Raw genomic sequence first — 24,454 nt, forward strand, 5'->3', positions numbered from 1 at the left:
ATGCAGTACCCGGTCTGGCAACTGCCGGTGAACGGCGGCCTGCTCATCGCGCTGATTTCGGTCATCCACGTGTTCGTGGCCCAGTTCGCCGTGGGGGGCGGGTTCTTTCTGGTCATGGCCGAGCGCAAGGGCCACGCGGAAGGCAACAACGAGATATTGCAGTGGGTGAAGCGGCACAGCCGGTTCTTCGTGCTGCTCAGCATGGTTTTCGGCGGGGTGACCGGCGTGGGCATCTGGCTGATCATCTCGCTGGTCAGCCCGGCGGCCACCTCGCAACTGGTGCACCTGTTCCTGTACGGCTGGGCCACGGAATGGGTGTTCTTTCTGGGCGAGATAGTGGCGCTGCTGGTGTACTATTACACCTTCCAGCGCTGCCTGTCCGGCCGCATGAACAAGAAGGACCACATGACGGCGGGCTGGCTGTACGCGCTGTTCGCCTTCCTGTCGCTGTTCATGATCAACGGCATCATCGGGTTCATGCTCACCCCCGGCGAGTGGCTGCGCACCGGCAACTTCTGGGACGGGTTCTTCAACCCCACCTTCTGGCCCGCGCTGGTGTTCCGCTTTGCCTTGTGCCTGCTGCTGGCGGGGCTCTTCGCCATGGTCACGGCGCTGCGCATACCCCACCCGGCAACGCGCGAGGCCATGGTCCGCTGGTCGGCCAAATGGGTGTGCCTGCCGTTCATCGGGCTGCTGCTGGGCGCGGCATGGTATTTCACCGCGCTTCCCCCTGACCAGCAGGCCATGATCCTGCGCCGTACCGATGACATTCGCCCCTTCGCCCTGGCCTGGCCGGTGGTCACGCCGCTGCTGTTCCTGGGCGGGCTGGCCTTTTTCGTGAAGGCAAGCGGCAGGGCGCGGGCCGTGCTGGCGGGCGTGGTGCTGCTGCTGGGCCTTGCCCAGGTGGGGGCCTTCGAGTGGGTGCGCGAGACGGGGCGCCGTCCGTGGGTCATCCACGGGTACATGTATTCCAACGGGATACGCGCGGCGGACGTGGAGCGCATGCAGCGCGACGGTGCGCTGTCGCTTACCGCCTGGGCGGGCACGCGCGAGGTGACCGACGCCAACCGGTTGGACGTGGGCCGTTTCTTGTGGGCGCAACAGTGTTCCAGCTGCCACGGCATGGGCAACCCCATGCTGGACATGGTGCCGCGCGCGGCCAGACGCGGCGTGGCGGGCATGGAGGCGCAACTGGCCGGGCAGGGCAAACTGCTGCCCTACATGCCGCCCTTCTGCGGCACCCCGGCGGAGCGCAACGCGCTGGCTGTGTACATTGCCCATGAAGTGGATATTCGTTTGGCGCGCTAAGCCGCCCGGACCTGTATTTGTGAGCTTTCGGCAGCAACGACGCAGGGAGATGCGACGATGAACAAGACCGACAACCGCCTGACCGAAAACCTGTTCCGCGTGTGGCTGATCGTGGTGGCCGTGTTCGCGGTGGGCTTTCTGGGCGCGCAACTGTTCGCGCCGTCCATGCGGCCCGCCGTCAAGCAGGCAGGGACTGCCCAGACTGCTTCGGGCCAACCTGTTTCGGGCCAGACGGGCACGGCTTCACGCGTTGAGGGCGGCACCGGCTACGGGCAACTGGTCACCGACGTGCCCCCGTTCGACCCCGGCAAGGACGGGCACGTGCTGGTGGCGTGGAGCAGGCAGGGCATGCAGCACGTCACCGACGCGGAACCGGCATGGACCCTGCTGCCCCCCGGCTCCACCCTGCGGGCGCAACTGGTGCATCGCGGCCCCGGTCCGCAGGCCGTGACCGAGGGCGCCACCCTGACCTGGCGGCTGGATGGCGAGGCACCCCCCCCGGCAGCGCAGCCCGCCGCCGTGGCCGATTCCTCGCTCTCCCCTGCCGGGCAGGCCGCCACCACTCCGGTCACGAAACCGGCGGAAGGCACGCGGGGCAAGGCGCAGCAGCTTTCCGGCGAACTGAAGCTGGTGGAGGGCACCACCCTGTACGAGGCCACGGGCATTCCCGTGCTGCCGTACACGGGGACCGGCGGCGGGAACGGGTTCAACCCGTACCCCACGGTGACCGTGGAGGCGCGCGACGCCTCGGGCGCGTTGCTGGCCACCACCCGCTGCGTGTTGCCGGTGTCCACCGAGATGGGCTGCCGCAACTGTCACGGCGGCGAGTGGAAGGTGGGCGGCGTGGCGGGCATTTCTCCGGCCACCGCCGCCGACGTGCTGGAAGTGCACGACCGCATCAACGGCACGGACCTGGCCAAACGGGCCAAGTCCGGCACTACCGTGGTCTGTCGCGGTTGTCATGAACCGCCAGCCAAGGCCGACGCAGCCAAGGCCGACGCGGGCAAGCCCGTGCCCCCCGCCATGTCCGCCGCCATCCACGGCTGGCATGCCGCCTACATGGCCGGGCGCGGCGCCGACGCCTGCAATGCCTGCCATCCTTCCGCGCCCGACGGGGCCACCCGCTTCTGGCGCGACTACCACGTGACCAAGGGGCTGGACTGCACCCGCTGCCACGGGGCCATGGAAGACCATGCCCTGTCCCTGCTGCGCAAGGAGCAGGAGGCGGGCAACCCCGCCGCCGAACGGCTGATGGCGGCCATCACCCCCGTGGCGGTCAAGGATGCGAAAGACATCGCCCCGCGCACCCCGTGGGTGAACCTGCCGGATTGCGCGGGCTGCCACGACTTTGCCGAAAAGCCCAGGTCGTCCACCGCCAGCGCGTTCAACAAGTGGACCGCCGATGCCGCCGGGCTGTACGCCGAACGCACCGACGACACCACCATGCTGCGCTGCCCGGCCTGCCACGGGGCGCCGCACGCGGTGTACCCGGCGCGCAACCCGCTGGGGCGCGACCGCGACAACATTCCCCCCATGCAGTACCAGCAGTACGCCCGCGCCATGGGTGCCTCCGGCAACTGCTCCGTCTGCCACGGCGAGACGCCGGAATTCTCGGTGCACCACCCCCTGGTGGAGCGCAAGGCGGTCACTGTCACCGTGCCGCAAGGGGCGAAACTGGCCAAGCCCCGCGTGCCCTTCCCGCACGAGGCGCACACCCCCACTGTGGATTGCGGCACCTGCCACCACAAGGGCTACGTGGACGGCGGCCCCATGAAGTGCGCCAGCAAGGACTGCCATGACGTGGTGGTGGACGCCCAAACCGGCACCCCCAAGGATCGGGAGAACCCGCGCTACTTCCGCAACGCCTTCCACGGCGAAGGGCCCAGCTGCAACGCCTGCCACGCCAGGCTGCTGGCGGCGGGCAAGGCCGCGGGGCCGACGGAGTGCCGGGACTGCCACAAGCTGAAGTCGTAGGGCACTGCGGTCCTTTTGTCCCCTGCCTTCGTCAGAGCGCTTTTTTATTCCGGTCGAGTACCATCGAGGGCGCGCTGCGGTCGCCATCCGTAAGGCTCGTGAACTCGCCTAACGGCTGCCGCACACTCCCTTCATAAAAAAGCGCTCTTCCTTGGCAGGGAACAAAAATCCTCGCAGTGCCGACGAGGCCCACAGCCTGACCACATCATACCCACCGGGGCGCGCGGAACACATCGCGCGCCCCGTCTGTTTCGGGCGTCCGCCCGCCCCGTCATTCTGTCAAAAAAGACATATATGGCTGATAACGTGGAAGAAAGTGGCTTCCCATATCCGTGCGATGTGGTATGCAGGGAATGCTGGGCGCCAGCTTTCGCGGGGCGGCATGTCGTTTCCGCCCGCGCCCGGTGCGCATTTTCCGCGCGCAACCCGCATCCTTCGTCAGGAGGCACACATGAAAATGAACCGGCGGGGCTTCATCAAGCTCGCTGCCACGGGTGCCGTGGCCACTGCGTTCGGGGGGTTGGGCATCAGCCTTGCCCCGGTCGCGGTACACGCGGAAGGGTTGGCCATCGACAAGGCCACCCTGACCACCTCCGTATGCTGTTACTGTGCGGTGGGCTGCGGCCTGCTGGTCTGGACCGACCCCGCGACCGGGCGCACCATCAATATCGAAGGCAACCCGGACCACCCCACCAACGAAGGCACCCTGTGCCCCAAGGGCTCGTCCATCTGGCAGACCACGGAGCAGAGCCAGCGCATCACCAAGGTGCTGTACCGCGCCCCCGGCAGCGACAAGTGGGAGGAAAAGTCGTGGGACTGGGCGCTGCCGCGTATTGCCCGCAAGATCAAGGACACCCGCGATGCGTCGTTCGAGGACGTCAACGACAAGGGCCAGCCGGTCAACCGTACCCGCGCCATCGCCTCGGTAGGGTCCGCCGCCATCGACAACGAGGAGGGCTGGCTGTTGCAGGCCATGCACCGCTCCCTCGGCCTGGTGTACCTGGAGAGCCACGCCCGCATCTGACACAGTTCCACTGTGGGGGCTCTGGCAGAGTCCTACGGACGCGGCGCGATGACGAATCACTGGATCGACCTCAAGAACAGCGACGTGTTGCTGATCATGGGCAGCAACGCGGCGGAAAACCACCCCATCTCGTTCAAGTGGGTTACCCGTGCCCAGCAGCGCGGGGCAACGCTGATCCATGTGGACCCGCGTTTCACGCGCACCTCGGCCAAGGCCGACCTGTACGCGCCCATCCGCTCGGGCACGGACCTGGTGTTCTTTGGCGGGCTGATCAGGCACATCCTGGATAACGAGCTGTATTTCAAGCAGTACGTGGTGGATTACACCAACGCCTCGTACCTTGTGGGGCCGGACTACGACTTCAAGGACGGCCTGTTCTCCGGCTTCAACCCGCAAACGGCCAGCTACGACCGCAAGAAGTGGAATTTCGTCACCGACGACAAGGGCGTGACCCTGAAGGATCCCACCCTGAAGGATCCGCGCTGTGTCCTGCAAGTGATGCGCCGCCACTATGCCCGCTACGACCTGAAGACCGTGGTGAATGTCACCGGCATGCCGGAAGACAAGGTGCTTGCGGTATGGAATTCCTTTGCCGCCACGGGCAAGCCGGACAAGGCGGGCACCATCCTCTACGCCATGGGTCAGTGCCAGCACACCGTGGGCGTGCAGAACATCCGCGCCCTGTCCATGATCCAGATGCTGCTGGGCAACATCGGCATCGCGGGCGGCGGGGTGAACGCGCTGCGCGGCGAATCCAACGTGCAGGGCACCACGGACATCGCCCTTCTGTGCGACAACCTGCCCGGCTACCTGCCCATTCCCCGGGCCATCTGGGCCGACTACGACGCCTACGTGAAGGCGGGCACCCCGGTCACGGCGGATTCGCAAAGCGCCAACTGGTGGTCCAACCTGGACAAGTACGCGGCGTCCCTGCTGAAGGCCATGTACCCCACGGCGGACCACAAGGAAGCCTACACCTGGCTGCCCAAGATCGACGACACCAAGGTGGTGGAATACTCTTGGCTGTCGCTGTTCGAGCGCATGTACAACGGCGGCTTCAAGGGAGCGTTCGTGTGGGGGCAGAACCCCTGCGCGGGCGGGGCCAACGCGGGCAAGAACCGCAAGGGCCTGACCAACCTCGACTGGATGGTGGTGGTCAACCTGTTCGAGAACGAGACCTCGCTGTTCTGGAAAGGCCCCGGCGTGAACCCCAAGGACGTCAAGACCGAGGTGTTCTTTCTGCCTGCGTGCATGAGCGTGGAAAAGGACGGTTCGGTGGCCAACTCCGGCCGCTGGCTGCAATGGCGCGAAAAGAGCGCGAAGTTCATGGGCGATTCCATGAGCGACGGCGACATCGTCATCCGGCTGTTCGAGGAAGTGCGCAAGCTGTACAAGGCAGAGGGCGGCAAGTACCCGGAACCCATCCTGAACCTGGATACCGCCTACCTGAAGGACGGGGCGTACGACGCCAGTGCGCTGGCCAAACGGCTCAACGGCACCTTCATGAAGGACGTGACCATCGCGGGCAAGGAATGGAAGGCGGGCCAGCAGGTGCCCGGCTTTGCCGCGTTGCAGGCCGATGGCTCCACCGCGTGCGGCTGCTGGATATTCTCCGGCTGCTATACCGAACAGGGCAACATGATGGCCCGGCACGATCGCACCCAGACCCCGGAACAGGCGGCCATCGGCCTGTTCCCCAACTGGTCGTACGCCTGGCCCGCCAACCGGCGCATCCTGTACAACCGCGCCGGGGTGGACCAGACGGGCAAGCCCTTCGACCCCAAGCGCGCGGTCATTGCCTGGAACGGCGAAAAGTGGGTGGGCGACGTGCCCGACGGCGGGTGGAAGCCCGGCGAAAAGCTGCCGTTCATCATGGTGCGCGAAGGGCGCGGGCAGTTGTATGGTCCTGGCCGCGTGGACGGCCCCCTGCCGGAACACTACGAACCCTTCGAAAGCCCGCTGGCGGGCAACCCCCTGTCGTCGCAACGGGTAAACCCCACGGCCCTGCACTTCGCGCACGAGGAAAAGGCCGTGCGCGACCCGCGCTTCCCCTACGTGTGCACCACGTACCGGGTGACCGAGCAGTGGCAGTCCGGCACCATGACCCGCAAGACCGCGTGGCTGAAGGAAATGCAGCCCGACGGCTTCTGCGAGATGAGCCGCGAACTGGCGGCGCAACTGGGCGTGAAGAACGGTGACCAGGTGGTACTGGAATCGGTGCGTGGCAAGGTGCAGGTGGTGGCCATCGTCACCCCGCGCCTGAAGCCGTTCACCGTCATGGGCGAAACCGTGCATCAGGTGGGCATTCCCTGGCAGTTCGGCTGGGGCCAGAAGAAGAACGCCACGTTCGATTCGGCCAACCTGCTGTCACCTTCGGTGGGCGATCCGAACACGGGAATCCCGGAGACGAAAGTCTTTATGGTCAACGTCCGCAAGGCACAGCCCGGAAAGCAAGGGTAGGTGAGTCATGAGCGAGAACAAGGGCAAGACCTTCTTCATCGACCAGACCCGCTGCACCGCCTGCCGGGGCTGCCAGGCCGCGTGCAAGCAGTGGAAGAAGCTGGCCGCCGACGAAACCGTGAACACCGGCAGCTACCAGAACCCGCCGGACCTCAACGGGCACACCTTCAAGCTGGTGCGCTTCAACGAGGTGGAAGTGGACGGCAAGCTGAAGTGGGTGTTCTTTCCCGAGCAGTGCCGCCACTGCCTGGAGCCGCCGTGCAAGATGATGGCGGATGCCTTCATCCCGGACGCCATCATCCAGGACGAGGCAACCGGCGCGGTGATCTACACGGAAAAGACCAAGGACCTGGACTATCAGACCATTCGCGAGGCCTGCCCCTACGACATCCCCCGCAAGGAGGAATCCACGGGCCTGCTGACCAAGTGCAACATGTGCATCGACAGGGTGCGGGCGGGCATGCTGCCTGCCTGCGTCAAGACCTGCCCCACGTTCACCATGCACTTCGGCGACCGCGACGAGATGCTGGCCATTGCCCGCGCCCGGCTGGCCGAGGTGCAGAAGACATCCCCGGCGGCCCTGCTGGCCGATTCCGATCTTGTCCGGGTGCTGTACCTGTGCGAGGTGCACCCCAGCCATTACCACCATCACATGGTGGCGGACGCGGGAAGCGGAGCACAGGGGAAATTCGCGCAGGACCGCATCGGTCCGTTCAGCCGCAGGGCGCTGCTGGCCATGCGGCCGTTGCGCATGGGGTAGGGCCGTAGCCGGGGTGGCGGTGGCATCCGGTGCTCCCGGCGAATACGGGAAAAACAGACGGGCCGCCCGCATTGCGCGGGCGGCCCTTTGCATTGTCGTGCCGAAGGGCAGTTTCTGGTGACCGCCCGGAAAGCCTGCCGGTACCTACGCCGCGTAGGCGGCAAGAAAGGCGGTGACGGCGGCCTCCACGGCGTGCTCGGCCTCTTCGTCGCTCACTTCCGTCTTCACGCAGAGCATGACCGGCATCTGCACGGTGGACTGGCACAAGGCCAGAAAATGCTCGGCGGCCACCTCGGCGTCGGGAATGCGCAGTGCCCCCAGCGCATCCGCGCGGGTCAGGTATTCCGCCAGCAGACGCCTGCCACGCAGGATGCACGTTTCGTAGAAGATGCGCCCGATCTCCGGAAAACGCGGCGCTTCGTGGTACAGCAAGCGCAGCACGGCTTGCGGATCCTTGTCGGTGATCAGGTTGATGTACCGCTTGCCCAACAGGCGCAGTACTTCGCCCAGGTCGTCGGCATGGGGGGGCAGATCGAACACGGCGGCACCGCGTACCCGCACCCGGTCTTCCATGTAGGCTTCGAACAGAGCCTCCTTGCTGTCGAAATAGGCGTACAGGGTGCCCTTGGAGCCGCCAAGCGCGCTTGCGATGCGCGACATGGACGTTCCCTGGTAGCCATGTTCGAGAAACAGCGGCCCGGCGATTTCGAGAATTTCGGACCTTCGGTCTCGTGGGGGGCGGCCTAGCGCCATATGCGTCTCCTGCCTCGGTGAGGTTTTTCGCAACATAACCCGACATTGGGGGAGTTGACAGTCACGTTTTCTAACCGTACTGTACGGTCATTAAAGTATAGGCCACGAGGCGAAGAACGCAAGTCCGAATGCGCAAGATGCCGCACTTGCGTTACATCATGCTGAAACAAATGGTTTTTTTACGAAGTGCGCGCATCGCCAGGCTGCCAAAGCCGAAAGGATCCGGCGGCGGGCGGGCCTGATGCGGGCCTGATGCGGGCGTGATGCGGGCGTGATGCGCAACGGGTACCACGCAGGCCCGGCCATGACCGGGACCGGTTTCGATCACACTCCGTGGCGGGGTGTGATGATTTTTTGGATGGACATTCCCGGCACGGCGAGCCCGCGCGGTAGCGTCGTAAGGTGGGTCAAGTCATGTGCGACACGCAGGATACCGAAACGCGCACCCGGCTGCTGCACGCGGCCAGGGTGGTCTTTGCGTCCGACGGGTTGAAGCGGGCCACCATCCGCAAGATCAGCACGCTGGCGCGGGCCAACATCGCGGCGGTGAACTACCACTTCGGCAGCAAGGAAAATCTCTACGTGGCCGTGCTGCGCGACCATCTGGAGCAGAAGCTGCGGCGCAACCCGCGCGACGCGGGCGTCAGCAGCCTCACGTCTCCGCGCGGACGCCTGCGGGCCTACGTGCGCAGCATGCTGGCCCAGTTCGCCAGCGATGGCGATGCGGTGTCCGTGCGTCTTGGCAAGCTGCTGTCGCAGGAGTTCGTGCAGTCCTCGTCGCGGTATTTCCCTACGGTCATCGAGAACTGCTGCGCCCCCGCGCACGCCATGCTGCTGGACATCGTGCGGCAGCTTCTGCCCGGCTGCGACAGCCAGACGGTGTCGCGCTGCGCCGGGAGCATCGTGGGGCAATGCGTGCTGCATGCCCACGCCAGCGAAGTCATTCGTCTCATTTCACCCGACATGGTGCTGAAGCCCAGCAACGTCGAAGCCATGGCGGATTTCATCGTCGAGTTTTCCCTGGGCGGCATCGAGCGTCTTGCCCTTGGCCTGCCCGGTCACGCCCCCTCCCCCAAGTGGGAGCAACATCCAGAAGTTTGATGAAAGGTTCAGGAAAATCAATGAGCAACACAATGAGACACGCACTCATCGCCCTGTTTGCCGTGCTTGCGACGGCGCTTGCCGGTTGCGGCCAGGACAAGCCCGCCGCAGGCCCCGCCCCGGAACCGGAAGCCACGGTGATCACCATCCGCCCCCGCCCGGTGACGTTATCCACCATTCTGCCGGGGCGCACTGCGGCCCTGCTGGTTTCCGAAGTCCGCCCGCAGGTCGGCGGCATCATTCAGAAGCGCCTGTTCCGTGAAGGGGCGGACGTGAAGGAAGGCGAGGTGCTCTACCAGATCGACCCCGCCACCTATCAGGCCGCGTACGATAGCGCCAAGGCCGCGCTGGCCAAGGCCGAGGCCGCCGTGGAACCCGCCCGGCTCAAGGCCGAACGCTATGCGGACCTGGTGACGACCAACGGCGTGAGCCGCCAGGACAATGACGACGCCCAGGCCGCGTACAAGCAGTACGTGGCCGAGGTGGCATCGGCCAGGGCCGCGCTGGAAACCGCGCGCATCAACCTTGGCTACACCCGTGTTACCGCGCCCGTTTCCGGGCGCATCGGTCGCTCCTCCGTGACCCCCGGTGCCCTGGTCACCGCCAATCAGGCCGATGCCCTGGCCACGGTGCAGAAGACCGACCCGGTGTACGTGGACGTCACCCAGTCCACCGGCGAACTGCTGCGCCTGCGGCGTTCACTGGCCGACGGGCGGCTGCGCAAGGTCGGGACCGACGGCGCCAGGGTGAAGCTGCTGTTCGAGGACGGCAGCGCCTATCCGCTGGAAGGCGCGTTGCAGTTCTCGGACATCACCGTGGACCCGAACACCAGCGTGGTAACCCTGCGCGCCCTGTTCCCCAACCCGAAACGCGACCTGCTGCCCGGCCTGTATGTGCGCGCCGTGCTGGAAGAAGGCCAGGACGATAGCGCCATCCTGGTGCCGCAGGCCGCAGTGACCCGCGACTCCAAGGGCAATCCCGTGGTGCTGCTGGTCACCGCCGAAAACACGGTGGAGCGCCGCGCCATCACCGTGGACCGCGTGGTGGGCAGCGACTGGCTGGTGGGCGGCGGCCTTGCCGCAGGCGACCGGGTGATCGTGGAGGGCCTGCAAAAGGTGCGGCCCGGCGGCAAGGTGCGGGCCATCGAGGCTCCCACTGCCGACGCGCCTGACGCGTCTGCCGCGTCTGCCGCGTCTGCCGCATCTGGGCAGACGCCCGCGACCAGACAGGCCACCTCGCAGGCCGCAGGTACGGCGGCCACCCCCGCCGCGCGCCAGTAGGCGCGGGGAGCGAATACCATGTCCAGATTCTTCATCGACCGCCCGGTCTTCGCCTGGGTCATCGCCATCATCATCATGCTGGCGGGCGCCCTGTCGATACTGAGCCTGCCCATTTCGCAGTATCCGAAAATCGCGCCAACGTCGGTCACCATCAGCGCCTCGTACCCCGGCGCTTCCGCCAAGACCATGGAGGACACCGTCACCCAGGTCATCGAGCAGAAGATGAAGGGCGTCGACAGCCTGCGCTACATGGCATCCACCAGCGACTCCACCGGCCAGACCTCCATCACCCTGACCTTCGATGCGGATACCAACCCCGACATCGCCCAGGTGCAGGTGCAGAACAAGCTCTCGCTGGCCACGCCCCTGCTGCCGCAAGCCGTGCAGCGCCAGGGCATCACGGTGAACAAGAGCACCTCCAGCTTCCTGATGATCATCGCGCTGGCCTCGGACGATCCTTCCATGACCGGGCGCGACCTCAGCGACTACGCTGCCACCTACCTGCTGGACCCCATCAGCCGCGTGGACGGCGTGGGCGAAACCATGCTGTTCGGCGCCCAGTACGCCATGCGCGTGTGGCTCGACCCGCACAGGCTGCTGAACTACAAGATGACCCCGTCGGACGTCAGTTCCGCCATTACCGCCCAGAACGCCCAGTTGTCCGTGGGCCAGATCGGCGGCACCCCGGCGGTGCCGGGGCAGGGCATGAGCTTCACCATCCTGTCGCAGTCGCTGCTGCAAACCAGTGAGGAGTTCGAGAGGATCGTGCTGCGGGTGAACCAGGACGGTTCCACGGTGCGCTTGTCCGACGTGGCCCGCGTGGAACTGGGCAGCGAAAGCTACGATTCCGTTTCGCGCTTCAACGGCAAGCCGTCCACCGGCATAGCCCTCAAGCTGGCCACCGGGGCCAACGCCCTGGATACGGTGAAGCGCGTGCGCACCACCATGGAGGAACTGTCCAAGAACCTGCCCGAGGGCATCCACTGCGTCTTCCCCTACGACACCACCCCCTTCGTGCGGGTGAGCATCGAAGAGGTGGTCAAGACGCTGGCCGAGGCCATCGTGCTGGTGTTTCTGGTCATGTACCTGTTCCTGCAGGACATGCGGGCCACCATCATTCCCACCATCGCCGTGCCCGTGGTGTTGCTGGGCACCTTCGGCGCGCTGGCGGCCTTCGGGTTTTCCATCAACATGCTGACCATGTTCGGGGTGGTGCTGGCCATCGGCCTGCTGGTGGACGACGCCATCGTGGTGGTCGAGAACGTGGAACGCATCATGACCGAGGAGGGCCTGCCGCCCAAGGAGGCCACCCGCAAATCCATGGGCGAGATTACCGGGGCGCTGGTGGGCATTGCGCTGGTCCTTTCGGCGGTGTTCATTCCCATGGCGTTCATCAAGGGTTCCTCGGGGGTCATCTACCGCCAGTTCTCGCTCACCATCGTGTCGGCCATGACCCTGTCGGTCATCGTGGCCATCGTGCTCACCCCGGCCCTGTGCGCCACCTTCCTCAAGCCCATGCACAAGCACGAGCATCATGCACAGCGCGGGTTCTTCGGCTGGTTCAACCGCATGTTCGACCGCACCAGCCGGGGGTACCGCAACCAGGTTTCCGGGGTGGCCGGACGCGTGGGCCGGATGATGTGCATCTACCTCGTGCTGCTTGTCGGCGTGGGCTTCCTGTTCCTGCGCCTGCCCACATCCTTCCTGCCGGAAGAAGACCAGGGCACCATCTTCAGCCTGGTGCAACTGCCCACCGGGGCACCCCAGGAACGTACCCTGGAGGTGCTGCGCGAGGTGGAGCACCACTATCTGGTGGAGGAAAAGGAAACGGTGAATTCGTTGTTCACCGTGGCGGGCTTCAGCTTTGCCGGGCGTGGCCAGAACGCGGGCCTTGCCTTCGTGCAGTTGAAGCCGTGGGACGAGCGCAAGGGCGCGGGCATGAGCGCCGCCGCCGTGGCCGGGCGTGCCATGGGCGCCTTTTCGCGCGTCAAGAACGCCGTCATCTACGCCTTCACCCCCCCGGCGGTGACGGAACTGGGCAATGCCTCCGGCTTCAACCTGTTCCTGCAGGACCGGTCGGGCATCGGCCACGAGGCGCTGATGCAGGCCCGCAACCAGTTGCTGGGCATGGCCGCGCAGAATCCGGCCATCGCCGTGCTGCGCCCCAACGGCATGGAAGACACGCCGCAGTTCCAGATCGACATCGACCAGGCCAAGGCGGGCGCGCACGGCCTGTCCATGGCCGACGTGAACGACGCATTGTCCACGGCCCTTGGCGGCACGTACGTCAACGACTTCATCGACCGTGGCCGCGTGAAGAAGGTCTATTTGCAGGGTGATGCCCCGTTCCGCATGATGCCGGAAGACATCAACGACTGGCACGTACGTAACACCCAGGGCAACATGGTGCCGTTCTCGGCCTTTGCGTCCAGCCGTTGGACCTACGGTTCGCCGCGCCTGGAACGCTACAACGGCCTGCCCGCCGTGGAACTGCTGGGTTCTGCGGCACCGGGGCGCAGCACCGGCGACGCCATGCAGGCCATCGAGGAAATGGCTGCCAAGCTGCCTGCGGGCGTGGGCATAGAATGGACCGGCCTGTCCTACCAGGAGCGCATGAGCGGCTCGCAGGCCCCGGCGCTGTATGCCATCTCCATCCTGGTGGTGTTCCTGTGCCTGGCCGCGCTGTACGAGTCCTGGTCGGTGCCCACGGCAGTCATTCTGGTGGTGCCGCTCGGCATCATCGGGGCGCTTGCGGCCACCTACGGACGGGGGCTCAACAACGACGTGTTCTTCCAGGTGGGCCTGTTGACCACCATCGGCCTTGCGGCCAAGAACGCCATCCTCATCGTGGAGTTCGCCATGCACCTGGTGAAGGCGGGCAAGCCCCTGCTGGAGGCCACGGTGGAGGCGTCGCGGCTGCGGCTGCGGCCCATCCTGATGACCTCGCTGGCCTTCCTGCTGGGGGTGCTGCCCATGGCCATCAGCACGGGTGCGGGGTCCGGCAGCCAGCGGGCCATCGGCACCGGGGTCATCGGGGGCATGCTTTCGGCCACGGTGCTGGCGGTGTACTTCGTGCCGGTGTTCTTCGTGATGGTCTACAAGCTTGCCACACGCAGGCGAAAGGGCGCGAAACCGGGCAACCCGGATTCCGGAACGCCGGGCACCGCCCTGCCTTCCAACGACAATCCTGCCGGAACCCCCGGCGAGGTGACGCGATGATCCGCACCACATGCATGCGCAAGGCCGCCCGGCTGGCGGCAGCGGCGACGCTGGTCGCCCTGGCCGTCACGCCGCTGGTTGGCTGCTCGCTGATACCCGAATACCAACGGCCCGCGCCGGACATGCCCCCCGCCTGGAATGCGGGCGGGGCGGCGGGGCAAACCGCCCCTGCGGCCACCCTTTCCCCGGCCATTCCCCAGGACTGGCGGCAGGTGGTGGCGGATGCCCCCATGGCCCGACTGATCGACCTGGCGCTTGCCAACAACCGCGACCTGCGCGTGGCCGTGCTGCAAATCGAAAAGGCACGCGCCCAGCATGCCATCGCCCGGGCCGACCTGTTCCCGCACATCGACGCCACCGGCGGGGCGGACATGGGTCGCACCTCGGCGCCGCTGTCCTCCACGGGCGATGCGTACACCTCGCACACGTACAGCGTGGGCGTGGGCTTCAGTTCGTTCGAACTGGACCTTTTCGGCCGCGTGCGCAGCCTGAAGGAACAGGCTCTGGAACAGTACCTGTCCACCGATGCCTCTGCCCGCAGCGTGCAACTGACCCTGGTGGCCGAGGTGGGGCAGGCCTACCTGACCCTGGCCGCCGACCGCGAGAAACTGGACCTCGCCCGCGAGATACTGGAGACGGAACGTGCCTCGTTCGCGGTGGTGAAAAGCCGGTACGACAAGGGCATCGCCGGGGAACTGGACGTGGCGCAGGCCCAGACCACGGTGGATACCGCCCGCGTGAACGTGGCCACTGCCGAGGCCGCGGTGACGGCGGACGAGAACTCCCTGGCCCTGCTGGTGGGCGCGGCCCTGACGCCAGACCTGACCCCGGCCCGCAAACTGGCCGACGTGGCCCCGCTGACCGACCTGCCCGCCGGGCTGCCGTCGGAAGTGCTGGCCCGCAGGCCCGACGTGGTGGCGGCGGAGCACACCCTGAAGGCGGCCAATGCCAACATCGGCGCGGCGCGGGCGGAATACTTCCCGCGTATCGGACTGACCGCCAGTTACGGCAACGCCAGCACCGAAATGAACGACCTGTTCCGCGCGGGCTCGCGTACCTGGAGCTTCGTGCCCCAGGGCACCCTGCCCATCTTCCATGCCGGGGCCATTCGCGCCGGGGTGGAGTCGGCCGAGGCGGAGCGGGACATTCAGGTGGCCCAGTACGAGAAGACCGTGCAGACCGCGTTCAGGGAAGTTTCCGACGCGCTGGCGCAGGGCTCGTCGCTGACCACCCAGGCCGAGGCGCAGGCCTCGCTGGTGCGGGCTACGGCCAAGGCCTACGAACTGTCCACCCAGCGCTACGAGCGCGGCGTGGACGGTTACCTCACCAAGCTCGACGCGCAACGGTCCCACGCGAGCGCCCGGCAGAACCTGGTGTCCGTCCTGCTTTCGCGCCAGAGCAACCGCCTGACCCTGTTCAAGGCGCTGGGCGGCGGCTGGAATGGCGCACCCATGCCCGGTGCGGGCCATGCGCAGGTGAAGGAAACCGGCGCATCCGCATCCGCCGGGACCAACTGAGGGGTGACCGGCCGCCCCAGCCTGGTCACCCCCCGTCCGACCCCTCCTCCGGACGGTGCCCGGCGGTGCGTTACACGAAAGCCCCCGCGAATGTTCGCGGGGGCTTTCTCGTTTTTTACGGTTGCATGGGGTACGCCTTGCCTACCCCGCCTTGCGGACCACGAAGGCGCAGCGTCCCTTCTCCCTGCCGCCAGTGGGCAGGTTCATGAACTCGTGCAGCAGGATATGGCAGGAAAGCCCGCGCAGCATGTCGGCCACCTGCTCCGGCGGGTGCGAATCGTAAAAGAATTCCCGGTCGAACATGGTGTCAGTGAAGGCCGGGTGGGCGGACCCGCCCACGGTGAGCATCAGTCGTCCGCCGGGACACAGGGCCCGTACGGCCCCGGCCAGGATGTCCGCATGGCGCGCGCGGGGGATGTGGAACAGGCAGTCCCACAGGATGATGGCGTGGCAGGGTTCGTCGAAGGCGTAGGCTTCCAGGGCCGTGACCCGCCACCGGGCCTGAGGAAAGTGCTGGCGGGCCAGTTCGATCATGGCCGGGGACTGGTCGATACCCAGCACGTCGCAGCCACGGTGCAGCACGTATTCGGCCATGGGGCGCCCGGTGCCGCAACCGGCGTCCAGCACTAGCGGGCGTGTCGCCCGGTCATGGCCGGTGCCGGGGACGGCGGGGGCGATCCCTTCCAGCAGCAGGTCCAGGTAGACCTGCTCGCGGCCGTAGAAGGCATGACGCGTCGTGTTCCACTGCGGGGCCACGGCGTCGTACGAGGCCAAGTTCAGCGCGTCGGCGGGATGGGGTGTGGTGTCGTGCGGCATGTCGGGCAGGAGAGGGGGCGCCGGCGGCTAGCGCAGCTTGCGCAACAGCCGGTAGAACTGCGCGCGCGAAAGGCCCGAAAGCTGCTGGGCCTTGGTCATGTCGCCGCCCGCGTAGGCCAGCAGGTTCTGGAAATAGTCCACGGCGGCGCGTTCCAGCGCCACGTCGCGGTAGGTCATCCAGGTGGGGATGGACAGCCCGGCCAGGGGCAGGTCCGGCGAGTCGGGTTCGGCATGGCCCTCGCGTCCCGTGTGGGCGGGCCGCATGCCTTCGGCGGTGGCGCGCATGTGGCGCACCCGGATGTGCTCCGGCAGGTGTACCGGGTACAGGGTGCGTACGCCGCCCGCGAAGGCAATCATGGTTTCCACGGTATTGCGCAGTTCGCGCACGTTGCCCGGCCAGTGGTGGGCGCCAAGGGCCAGCAGCAGATCCTGGGTCAGGATGCGCGAGGGCAGGCTGTTGCGTTCGCAGTACTGGTGGACGAAATGCTCGGCCAGCGGGCGCAGGTCGCCCTCGCGTTGGCGCAGGGGGGGAAGGGCGATGTGCATGGCCCGTACCCGGTACAGCAGGTCCTCGCGGAATTCGCCCCGCCGGGCCATCAGCGCCAGGTCTCGATTGGTGGCGGCCAGCAGCCGGAAGTCGCACTCCACTTCCTTCCTGCCCCCCACGGGGCGAAAGCGCCGTTCCTGCAACACACGCAGGAAGGTTTTCTGCAGGATGGGGGGCAACTCGCCTATCTCGTCCAGAAACAGCGTGCCGCCCGAAGCCTGGCGGATCAGCCCTTCGGCATCGCGATCGGCCCCAGTGAAGGCCCCGCGCACATGGCCGAACAGCACGCTTTCGGCCAGGTTTTCCGGCAGGGCGGCGCAGTCCACCACCACGAAGGGACGCCCGGCCCGGTCGCTGTTCTCGTGGATGGCCCGCGAGGCAAGTTCCTTGCCGGTGCCTGTCTCGCCGGTGACCAGCACCGGCACATCGCTGTGCGCGGCCTTGGCCACCAGGTCCAGACATTCCATGAAGGCGGGGCTGGTGCCCACGAGACCGGCGGGGTTGAACTGCCGCCCCTGCTGGGCGGTGCGGGCCAGCTTTTCGTTGCGGAATTCCAGCGCCCGCAGGACTGCCAGGCGGATGGCGCTGACCGGGGCGCCTTTGGTGATGTAGTCCCACGCGCCGTTGCGCACGGCCATTTCGGCGGACTGCTCGGCGTCCGCGCCGGTGATGATGATCACCTCCGGCCGGGTGGGCGATGCCACGAAACGGGGCAGGGCCTCCAGCCCGTTGCCGTCGGGCATCATCACGTCCAGCAGCACCACGTCGCCGAAGCCCGCGTCCGCATGGGCCAGCCCGTCAGCCAGCGAGGCGGCCCGCAACGGGACGTGGCCCATGTCCTCGGCAAGGTCGGCCAGGGTTTCCGCCACCAGCGGATCGTCATCGATGATGAGGATTTCAGGCATCCCTGTAACGTTACGCCTTTTGCAGCGAAGAGAGCAAGTAATTCCGTAGTTCTTCTGTGGTGAATGGTTTCGAGATCAGGAGTAGTTCGCATTTTTCCAGTTCTTCTGCCGTGATGTCGTTCTGGTTGCCGGTGCACAGCACCAACGGCAGGGTGAACCCCCGTGCGCGGATGGCGCGCGCCAGTTCCGGGCCGGAACTGCCGGGCATGTGCAGGTCCAGCAGGGCCACGTCATAGTGGCCCGCCGCCAGCAGCCGCAAGGCGTCTTCCGCATCGCTGGTGCCCGTGGAACGATGGCCGAGGGCGTGCAGCATTTCTGCCACGGACTGGCGGAAATCGTGCTCGTCGTCCACCACCAGCACATGCAGTGGCGGTTGCCCGTGCCCGTCCGGAATATGGAAGGGAGCAGTCGGCGGGGAGGCATCGGCAGCGTCGGGCGGCGCGGCGGCCACCAGTTCCAGCAAGGGCAGCAGCACGTCGAAGCGCGCCCCCTGGCCCGGTTGGGAGTGGGCGCGCACCGTGCCCCCGTGCTTGCGGACGATGCCGTGCACCATGCTGAGGCCAAGGCCGGACCCCGTGCCCTGCGGCTTGGTGGTGAAGAACGGCTCGAAAACCCGTTCCAGTTGGGGGGCGGTCATGCCCAGCCCTGAATCGGCAACCGAAAGGCACGCGTACCGCCCGGGGGACAGTTCCGGGTAGCTGCGCAACACTTCGTCGCCGCCAAGGTTCAGCGTTTCCAGGGATACGTCCAGCAGGCCGCCGTCGGGCATGGCGTGCACGGCGTTGGTGCACAGGTTCAACAGGACCTGGTGGATCTGGGTGGCGTCGCCGTGCACCGGCAGCGCAGTGGCGGGCAGCAGGGTACGCAGGGTGACGCTGGCCGGAATGGACGGTTGGCCCAGGTGCAGGGCTTCGGCCACGGTGCGGCACAGGTCCATGGTTGCGTAGGGTTCGTCCGCAGGGCGGCCAAAGGCCAGCAACTGGCGCACCACTTCGCGCGCCCGCAGCGCGGCGCGCAGGATGCGGTCGGCGCGGGCGGCGGCCCTGCCGACCAGGCCCGTGTCGCGCAGCATCTCGATGTTGCTCATGATCACGCCAAGGATATTGTTGAAATCGTGGGCGATCCCCCCGGCCAGGGTGCCCACGGCCTCCATCTTCTGGGCCTGGCGCAGTTGCCGCTCCAGGGCCACCTCGTGGGCCACGTCCTCGGCCAGCCAGGCCACCCGGTGCACGCGGCCCGTATCGTCGGTGATGGGGTACAGGGAGTGGTCGAAAATGTAGATGCCCCGCGTATCGCGGAATGTGGCCGGGGTAGCCGTGGCCACCACGCTGGCCAGTACGTTGTCGCGTCTGCCGCGCAGGTCGTCGTCGGGAATGTAGTCCCGCAGCGAGTGCCCCAGCATGGCGTCGGGGGTGGTGCCCAGCCGCCCGGCGCCGGTGGCGTTGCAGGCCAGCACGCGGCCTGCGGCGTCGAGCAGGAAGGCGCTGAGGCGCGGTGCGTTGAGCAGGGCGCGCAGGTTGGCCTCGCTTTCGCGCAGCGACTGCTGCTGCATGATCCGGGCAAAGGCACTGCCGCCCTGGGCGGCCACGGCCTCCACATGGTGGCGGGCCGCCTTGTGTATGGCACCGGGCCCGCGCGTGCCCGCCAGCAGGCAGGCCACGGCCCGGCCCTCGTGCAGCACGGGCAGCAGGTGCGCGCAGCAGATGGACGAGGCGGAGGCCAGGGCGTCCAGTTCCGCGTCGCCGGTAAGCACGCAGCACGATTCCTGTTCCGGCGGGGTCTCCGGCACGGGTCGGCCCGCCGCCATCAGGCGCGCGGCGGGCGTGCCGGAGGGAAGGCGGCGCACCCTGTCCAGCACCGCCGGGGGGAACCCCTGCGCCGCCACCAGCCGCCATTCGTGCCGTGTTTCGCCGTTCGAAGCATCAGGCTTGGCGGGTACGCCGTGTTTACCGTGTGAGCTGGGCGAATCGGGCGAATCGGGAAGTTCCACTCGCAGCCAGGCCGCGCCCGCGTCCACGCTTTCGGCGCGCAGGGCGGTGCGCAGGCATAGCCCCAGACAGTCCTCCACCGTGGTGGTTATGCCGAGCGCCAGCAGCAGGTCCCGTTGCAGGCGCAGCAATTCATCGCGCTGGCGCTGGTCGGTGATGTCCTGAACCATGCCGTGCATCACCATCGGGGCCTTGTGGCCGGTGCGGGCCGGGGTGTCGAAGGTCACCTGCTGCCGGGCGTGGCGATATTGCCCCGCTCCCCCCCGGTAGCGGTACTCCACCAGCGTGTCGGCGCTGCGGGCCATGGCCCGGTGCAACTGTTCGGCGGTCCGCGACCTGTCTTCCGGGTGGATGTGCTCGAAGAACTGCGCGAACGAGGGCGCTTCCGCCACCACGGGAAAACCGAACATCCGGAACAGGTTGTCCGACCACTGGCCCTGCCCGGTTTCCAGATCGCGCCAGTAGCTGCCCAGCAGCCCGATGCGTTCGCCGTGTTCCAGCAGATCCCGGCTGCGGCGCAGGGCCTGTTCTGCCCGGCGGCGTTCGGCCACTTCGTGCCGCAGCAACTGGTTGGCGCGGCGCAACTGGGCGGTGCGCTTTCGGATGCGGTTGTCCAGGCCGCGCAGGGCCCGACGGGTGCCCTCGGCGTTGCGGGCCGCCTGCAATAGGTGCGCGGCGGTGTGGGCAAGCCCTTCCAGTTGCATGTCGGTTATGGGGTCCAGCGCGGGCAGGTGCACGCCCAGCACCCCGCCGGAAATCCCCTGGCCGATGCGGATGGCGTATGCGGTGAACATGCCGCAGTCGCAGGACAGGGGGGCGTCGGCCTCTGGCGTTGCGTGCAGCACCGGACGCCGGGTGCTGGCCGAGGCGGCGCGCCCCACCGGGCCGTGCCGGAAGGGGATGCGAAGGATGCGCGGGTCGGGCCGGACCTGATCCGCCGGGGTTGGCCGGCAGCAGGGCGAGGGAGGTTCCTCCACCACAAGGTGCAGGCAGATGGGGGGATTGCGTGGCGTAGTGGGGCATGGAGCCCCGGCATGGGGGCACTGGTCGCACCGGTCACCCTGCCGGGCCAGCCAGATGCGGCAGGACCCGGCACCGAAGATGGACAGGATTTCCCGCGCCAGCAGGCGCAGTTTTTCCTCTGGCGCACCGCCGTGGATGAGTGCGGCGCGCAGGTCGTTGAGCCGTTGCACCCGTTCCACGCGCTGCATGGAATCGTGCAGGGACGACACGTCGTGCACCACCGAATGCAGCAGGGCCCGGCCATGCAGCCATACCGGCCCGCTGTGCACCTCCACCTCGCGTGTCAGGCCCGACGCGACGCGATGGCGGAAGCGGAAGGCTGTGCGGTCGCGGCGAAAGGCCTCGGCCATGCACTCGGTCAGCTCGTGCTCGTCCTGGGTATTGATGGCGGAAATGGGCATGCCCGCCATGCGTTCGCGCGGGTGACCATAAAAGCGGCAGGCGGCGGGGTTGGCATCCACGATGGTGCCGTTTGCGGGGTCCACCAGCAGCATGGGGGCCACGCTGTGCTCGAAGAGCGGAATGGGGCCGCCCTGCTGGTCGGGGAGCACCCTGCGCGGTTGTTCGGCGGGCTGGGGGTTGGGGTCCGCACCTGCCTGTCCGCATTGCCCATCGTGCGTCTGTCCGGTCCGAAGGTCGGGGCCAGCCGGCTCTTCCGGTCTGGTCGCATTGCCCGGTCTGGTCGCATTGCCCGGTTCAGTTGAGTTGTCTTGTCCGGCCCGTTCGGGGGGCTCGCCGGGTGGAGTGTCGGGCGGGGGAGACTGGCGAGACTGGTGAGGCATGGGGGAAACCTCGCGGGGTGGCTGGAATTCCGTCCGGCGCCTTTTGGGCCGTGCCAGCCCGGTTTCCGCTGTCGCCGGGCATGGCTGGTGGATTCGGCAACGCGGTGGAGAATAGAGGTTGTCTCATCAGGCGATACGCAGTCTCGTTTCATGAGACACAAATCTCACCTCTGGATACAGGGTTAGAGATAGCCCTCCCCGTTGAAAAGGGCAACCCTAGTGGAAACAGCATGTTGCAAAAAATACAATCTGACGGAGTGTCCGCTTGCTCCGCCCCATGGTCCGGCATGGTTCTTGATATTCCCTTGGAACGAAGGCCAACGACGGCCAAGGAGGGAACATGTCCGAGAAGTGGATCACCAGAATGGTGCAGGGGGCGGTGCTCAGCAGCAGAAGCCAGGCGCGCGAAGTGGCGCGAACCATCGGCAAGCCCTATCCCACCCTGATGCGCGAACTGAACCCGTTCGACCTTGGGGCAAAGCTGGGTGTGGAAACGTTTTTTCAGATACTGCGCACCACCCGCGACGTGACGCCGCTGGAACAGATAGCGCAGGAACTGGGCTACCGGCTGGCCCCGGTGGATGGCGGCGAGGAGGACCCCGGACGCGGGGCGCACCTCGGACTGTAGGCATGCCATCCTTGGGGAACGACACGTCGGCTGGGTGGCGGCGACGAAGTACCCGGTCCGGCCCGGCCACCTTGGCGGGCATGGCGGGGGGGCTGGCGCGGTGCGCACTGGCCGCCGTGCCGGTGGTGCTGCTGTTGCTGCTGCCGCAGGGCCTCGGCACCCTCTGCGGCTGGCCGGGCCGGGCGGTCCTGCCCCTGGCCGGGACCGTATGGGCGGCCGAGGGCGGCGGGCGGCATGTCGGCGCGCAAACCCCGCCCGTACCAGAGCAACTCGCCGCTACCCAGGCATCACCGACGTTGCTCGACGCCGACGGATTGCCTGCCGATGCGCCGGAACTGCGCATCGGCCTGATCAGCACCTATCCGCCGCTCAGCTACATGGTCGAGGGGGTGCCCGCAGGGTTCGCGCGCGATCTGGCCGAAGCCGTGGCCCGGGCTGCCGGGCGGCGCGTGGCGATTCATGCCGACGATAGCGGCAAGGTGTTGCGGGCCGAGTTGAGCCAAGGCCAACTGGATGTGCTGGCCCTGGTGGCGGAAACGCCGGAGCGCCTGCAGCGGATGGAGTTCAGCGAGCCGGGCTTGGAGGTGGCCGAGCGCATTTATGTGCGGCGCGACGGCGCCGCGTACCCGCGTGGCGTGCCCGACCTTTCCGGGTTGCTGGTGGCCGTGGTGGAGAACCATTCCAGCCATCAGTACCTGCGGTCCATACCGGGGCAGCGTCTGCTGCCGGTAGCCACCCCGCTGGATGCAGTGATGGCCGTGGCCTGGGGCCGGGCCGATGCCCTGGTGGCCCCGGAACCCGTGGTGGAGCACATCATCCGCCGCCTGCCCACGGACGCTCCGTTGGCACCCTCCGGCCAGCCGTTGCGCACGCTGCGGTTTTCGTTCGGCATTGACAAGGGCAACACCGCCCTTGTGGTGGAGCTGAACGAGGCCCTCGGCAAGGTGCGCGCCTCGGGCGAGTACGACGTGCTGTACCGCCGCTGGTTCGGCGGCAACGTGCTGTCGCGCTACAGCGACCGCGAATTGCTGCTGGCCGGTGTGGCCTTCCTGCTGCTGGTGGTGTTCCTGGGGGCCTCGGTGCTCTTGCTGTGGCGTACGGCGCGTCTGCGCCGCGACGTGGAGGCGGGCACCGTGGCCACGCGCGAGGCGCGGGCGTCCATGCTGCGCGAGGCCATCAGCAGGCAGCGGGCCGAGCAGGAGGCGGAACGTTTCTTCGCCCTGTCGCTGGACCCGGTGGCCATCGTCACCCAGCAGGGCGCGCTGCGCCGGGTGAACCCTGCCTGGGTGCGGCTGTTCGGCTTTCTGGCGGACGAAGTGTCGGGCCATCCGTTTCTGGATTTCGTGCATCCGGATGACCGGGATGCAAGTCGCTCGTTGCTGATGGGGGGGGGCACCGGACCCGTGAGCGGGGCGGCCATCCCGGTGGAGAACCGCTTTCGCTGCAAGGACGGGGTGTACCGCTGGCTTGCCTGGACCTCGGTGGCCCTGCCCGAGGAAGGGCTGGCCTATGTGTCCGGCCGCGACGTGACCCAGCGCAAGGAGGCGGAACTGCATCTGGAGCGCCAGGCAGAGGAGTTGCGCCGTTCCAACGCGGAACTGGAGCAGTTCGCCTACATCGCCTCGCACGACTTGCAGGAACCGCTACGCAAGATCGCGAGTTTTCTCGACCTGCTGGCCAAGCGCTACGTGGGGCGGCTGGACAGCGACGCCGACGAGTTCATCGGTTTTGCCGTGGATGCCGCCCGCCGCATGAAGGACATGATTGAAGACCTGTTGGCCTATTCGCGGGTCAGCACGCAAGGGCGGGAGTTCGAGGACACGGACATGGAGACGGTGGTGGACACCGTGCTCTCGGACCTGGGTCTGCTGTTCGAAGAGGCCGGGGCCACGGTGGAGCGGGGGCCGCTGCCCATGATCCGGGCCGACCGGGTGCAGATGGAGCAGGTGCTGCGCAACCTGCTGGGCAATGCGGTGAAATACCGGTCGGAGGCGGCTCCGCACATTTCCATCGGGGCGGAGCGGGCCACGGGGGGCGGGCACCACGGAGGCGCGTGGAGCTTTCATGTGCGCGACAACGGCATCGGCATGAAGCCCGAGCATTTCGAGCGCGTCTTTCGCGTCTTCCAGCGGCTGCACGGGCCGGGTCGCTACCCGGGCACCGGCATCGGCCTTGCGGTGTGCAAGAAGATCGTGGAGCGGCACGGTGGCACCATCGAGGTGGAATCGGCACCGGGCAAGGGCAGCACGTTCCGGTTCGTGATACCGGACAGATTGGCCATGCCGGACATGCCTGGCACGCATGCCCGGCATGGCAGGCAGACCCCGCCGTAACAGCCGCCACCGCCAACGGGGTGGCATCAATTGAGC

General features: G+C 67.2%; 14 protein-coding genes. 10 read left to right on the top strand and 4 right to left on the bottom strand.

Annotated elements, in window-relative coordinates:
- From ABWO17_RS06580 to ABWO17_RS06595, 4 genes are all read left to right on the top strand, one after another.
- Nucleotides 1–1,308 carry a c-type cytochrome gene (locus tag ABWO17_RS06580; protein ID WP_353116845.1) on the top strand — a complete coding sequence of 436 codons (1,308 nt, stop codon included), beginning with the start codon at nt 1–3 and terminating at the stop codon, nt 1,306–1,308.
- 57 nt (nt 1,309–1,365) lie between these two features.
- The gene (locus ABWO17_RS06585) at nt 1,366–3,282 is read left to right on the top strand and encodes a cytochrome c3 family protein (RefSeq protein WP_353116847.1); all 1,917 of its coding nucleotides are present in this window, start codon (nt 1,366–1,368) and stop codon (nt 3,280–3,282) included.
- A 451-nt stretch (nt 3,283–3,733) separates the two neighbouring features.
- The gene (gene fdnG, locus ABWO17_RS06590; RefSeq protein WP_353116849.1) at nt 3,734–6,766 is read left to right on the top strand and encodes a formate dehydrogenase-N subunit alpha; all 3,033 of its coding nucleotides are present in this window, start codon (nt 3,734–3,736) and stop codon (nt 6,764–6,766) included.
- Nucleotides 6,767–6,773: 7 nt separating this feature from the next.
- On the top strand, nt 6,774–7,526 hold the full coding sequence (locus ABWO17_RS06595; RefSeq protein WP_353116851.1) for a 4Fe-4S dicluster domain-containing protein: 753 nt from the start codon (nt 6,774–6,776) through the stop codon (nt 7,524–7,526).
- A gap of 144 nt (nt 7,527–7,670) precedes the next feature.
- Here ABWO17_RS06595 and ABWO17_RS06600 read toward each other — a convergent pair whose 3' ends face one another.
- Nucleotides 7,671–8,279: a TetR/AcrR family transcriptional regulator gene (locus tag ABWO17_RS06600; protein WP_353116853.1), complete on the bottom strand. Its 609-nt coding sequence runs from the start codon at nt 8,277–8,279 to the stop codon at nt 7,671–7,673.
- Nucleotides 8,280–8,693: 414 nt separating this feature from the next.
- Between ABWO17_RS06600 and ABWO17_RS06605 the strand changes: the two genes are divergently transcribed.
- Genes ABWO17_RS06605 through ABWO17_RS06620 form a run of 4 tightly spaced genes read left to right on the top strand, consistent with a single transcriptional unit; the run spans nt 8,694 to nt 15,396 of the window.
- Complete coding sequence (locus ABWO17_RS06605) at nt 8,694–9,380, top strand: TetR/AcrR family transcriptional regulator (protein WP_353116855.1); 687 nt, start codon at nt 8,694–8,696, stop codon at nt 9,378–9,380.
- Between the two features lie 20 nt (nt 9,381–9,400).
- Nucleotides 9,401–10,660: an efflux RND transporter periplasmic adaptor subunit gene (locus tag ABWO17_RS06610; RefSeq protein WP_353116857.1), complete on the top strand. Its 1,260-nt coding sequence runs from the start codon at nt 9,401–9,403 to the stop codon at nt 10,658–10,660.
- A gap of 18 nt (nt 10,661–10,678) precedes the next feature.
- Entirely contained in the window at nt 10,679–13,879 is a 3,201-nt protein-coding gene (locus tag ABWO17_RS06615; protein WP_353116859.1) for an efflux RND transporter permease subunit, read from the top strand.
- The gene (locus ABWO17_RS06620; protein WP_353116861.1) at nt 13,876–15,396 is read left to right on the top strand and encodes an efflux transporter outer membrane subunit; all 1,521 of its coding nucleotides are present in this window, start codon (nt 13,876–13,878) and stop codon (nt 15,394–15,396) included. The genes ABWO17_RS06615 and ABWO17_RS06620 overlap by 4 nt, the downstream gene beginning before the upstream one ends.
- Nucleotides 15,397–15,537: 141 nt before the next feature.
- On the opposite strand, the gene ABWO17_RS06625 is transcribed toward ABWO17_RS06620, so the two are convergent.
- From ABWO17_RS06625 to ABWO17_RS06635, 3 genes are read right to left on the bottom strand one after another with little or no spacing between them, the layout of a single operon-like run.
- Entirely contained in the window at nt 15,538–16,212 is a 675-nt protein-coding gene (locus ABWO17_RS06625) for a class I SAM-dependent methyltransferase (protein ID WP_353116863.1), read from the bottom strand.
- A 27-nt stretch (nt 16,213–16,239) separates the two neighbouring features.
- Nucleotides 16,240–17,664 (bottom strand): sigma-54-dependent transcriptional regulator, encoded by a 1,425-nt coding sequence (locus tag ABWO17_RS06630; protein WP_353116865.1) that lies wholly within the window; start codon nt 17,662–17,664, stop codon nt 16,240–16,242.
- 10 nt (nt 17,665–17,674) lie between these two features.
- Nucleotides 17,675–21,226, bottom strand: a complete 3,552-nt coding sequence (locus ABWO17_RS06635) for an ATP-binding protein (RefSeq protein ID WP_353116867.1) — start codon at nt 21,224–21,226, stop codon at nt 17,675–17,677.
- 571 nt (nt 21,227–21,797) lie between these two features.
- Between ABWO17_RS06635 and ABWO17_RS06640 the strand changes: the two genes are divergently transcribed.
- Both ABWO17_RS06640 and ABWO17_RS06645 read left to right on the top strand, forming a co-directional pair.
- On the top strand, nt 21,798–22,085 hold the full coding sequence (locus ABWO17_RS06640; protein ID WP_353116869.1) for a phage regulatory CII family protein: 288 nt from the start codon (nt 21,798–21,800) through the stop codon (nt 22,083–22,085).
- Nucleotides 22,086–22,087: 2 nt separating this feature from the next.
- On the top strand, nt 22,088–24,418 hold the full coding sequence (locus tag ABWO17_RS06645; protein WP_353116871.1) for an ATP-binding protein: 2,331 nt from the start codon (nt 22,088–22,090) through the stop codon (nt 24,416–24,418).
- Nucleotides 24,419–24,454 lie beyond the last annotated feature (36 nt).

Source organism: Nitratidesulfovibrio sp., assembly GCF_040373385.1.
Taxonomy (GTDB): Bacteria; Desulfobacterota; Desulfovibrionia; order Desulfovibrionales; family Desulfovibrionaceae; genus Cupidesulfovibrio.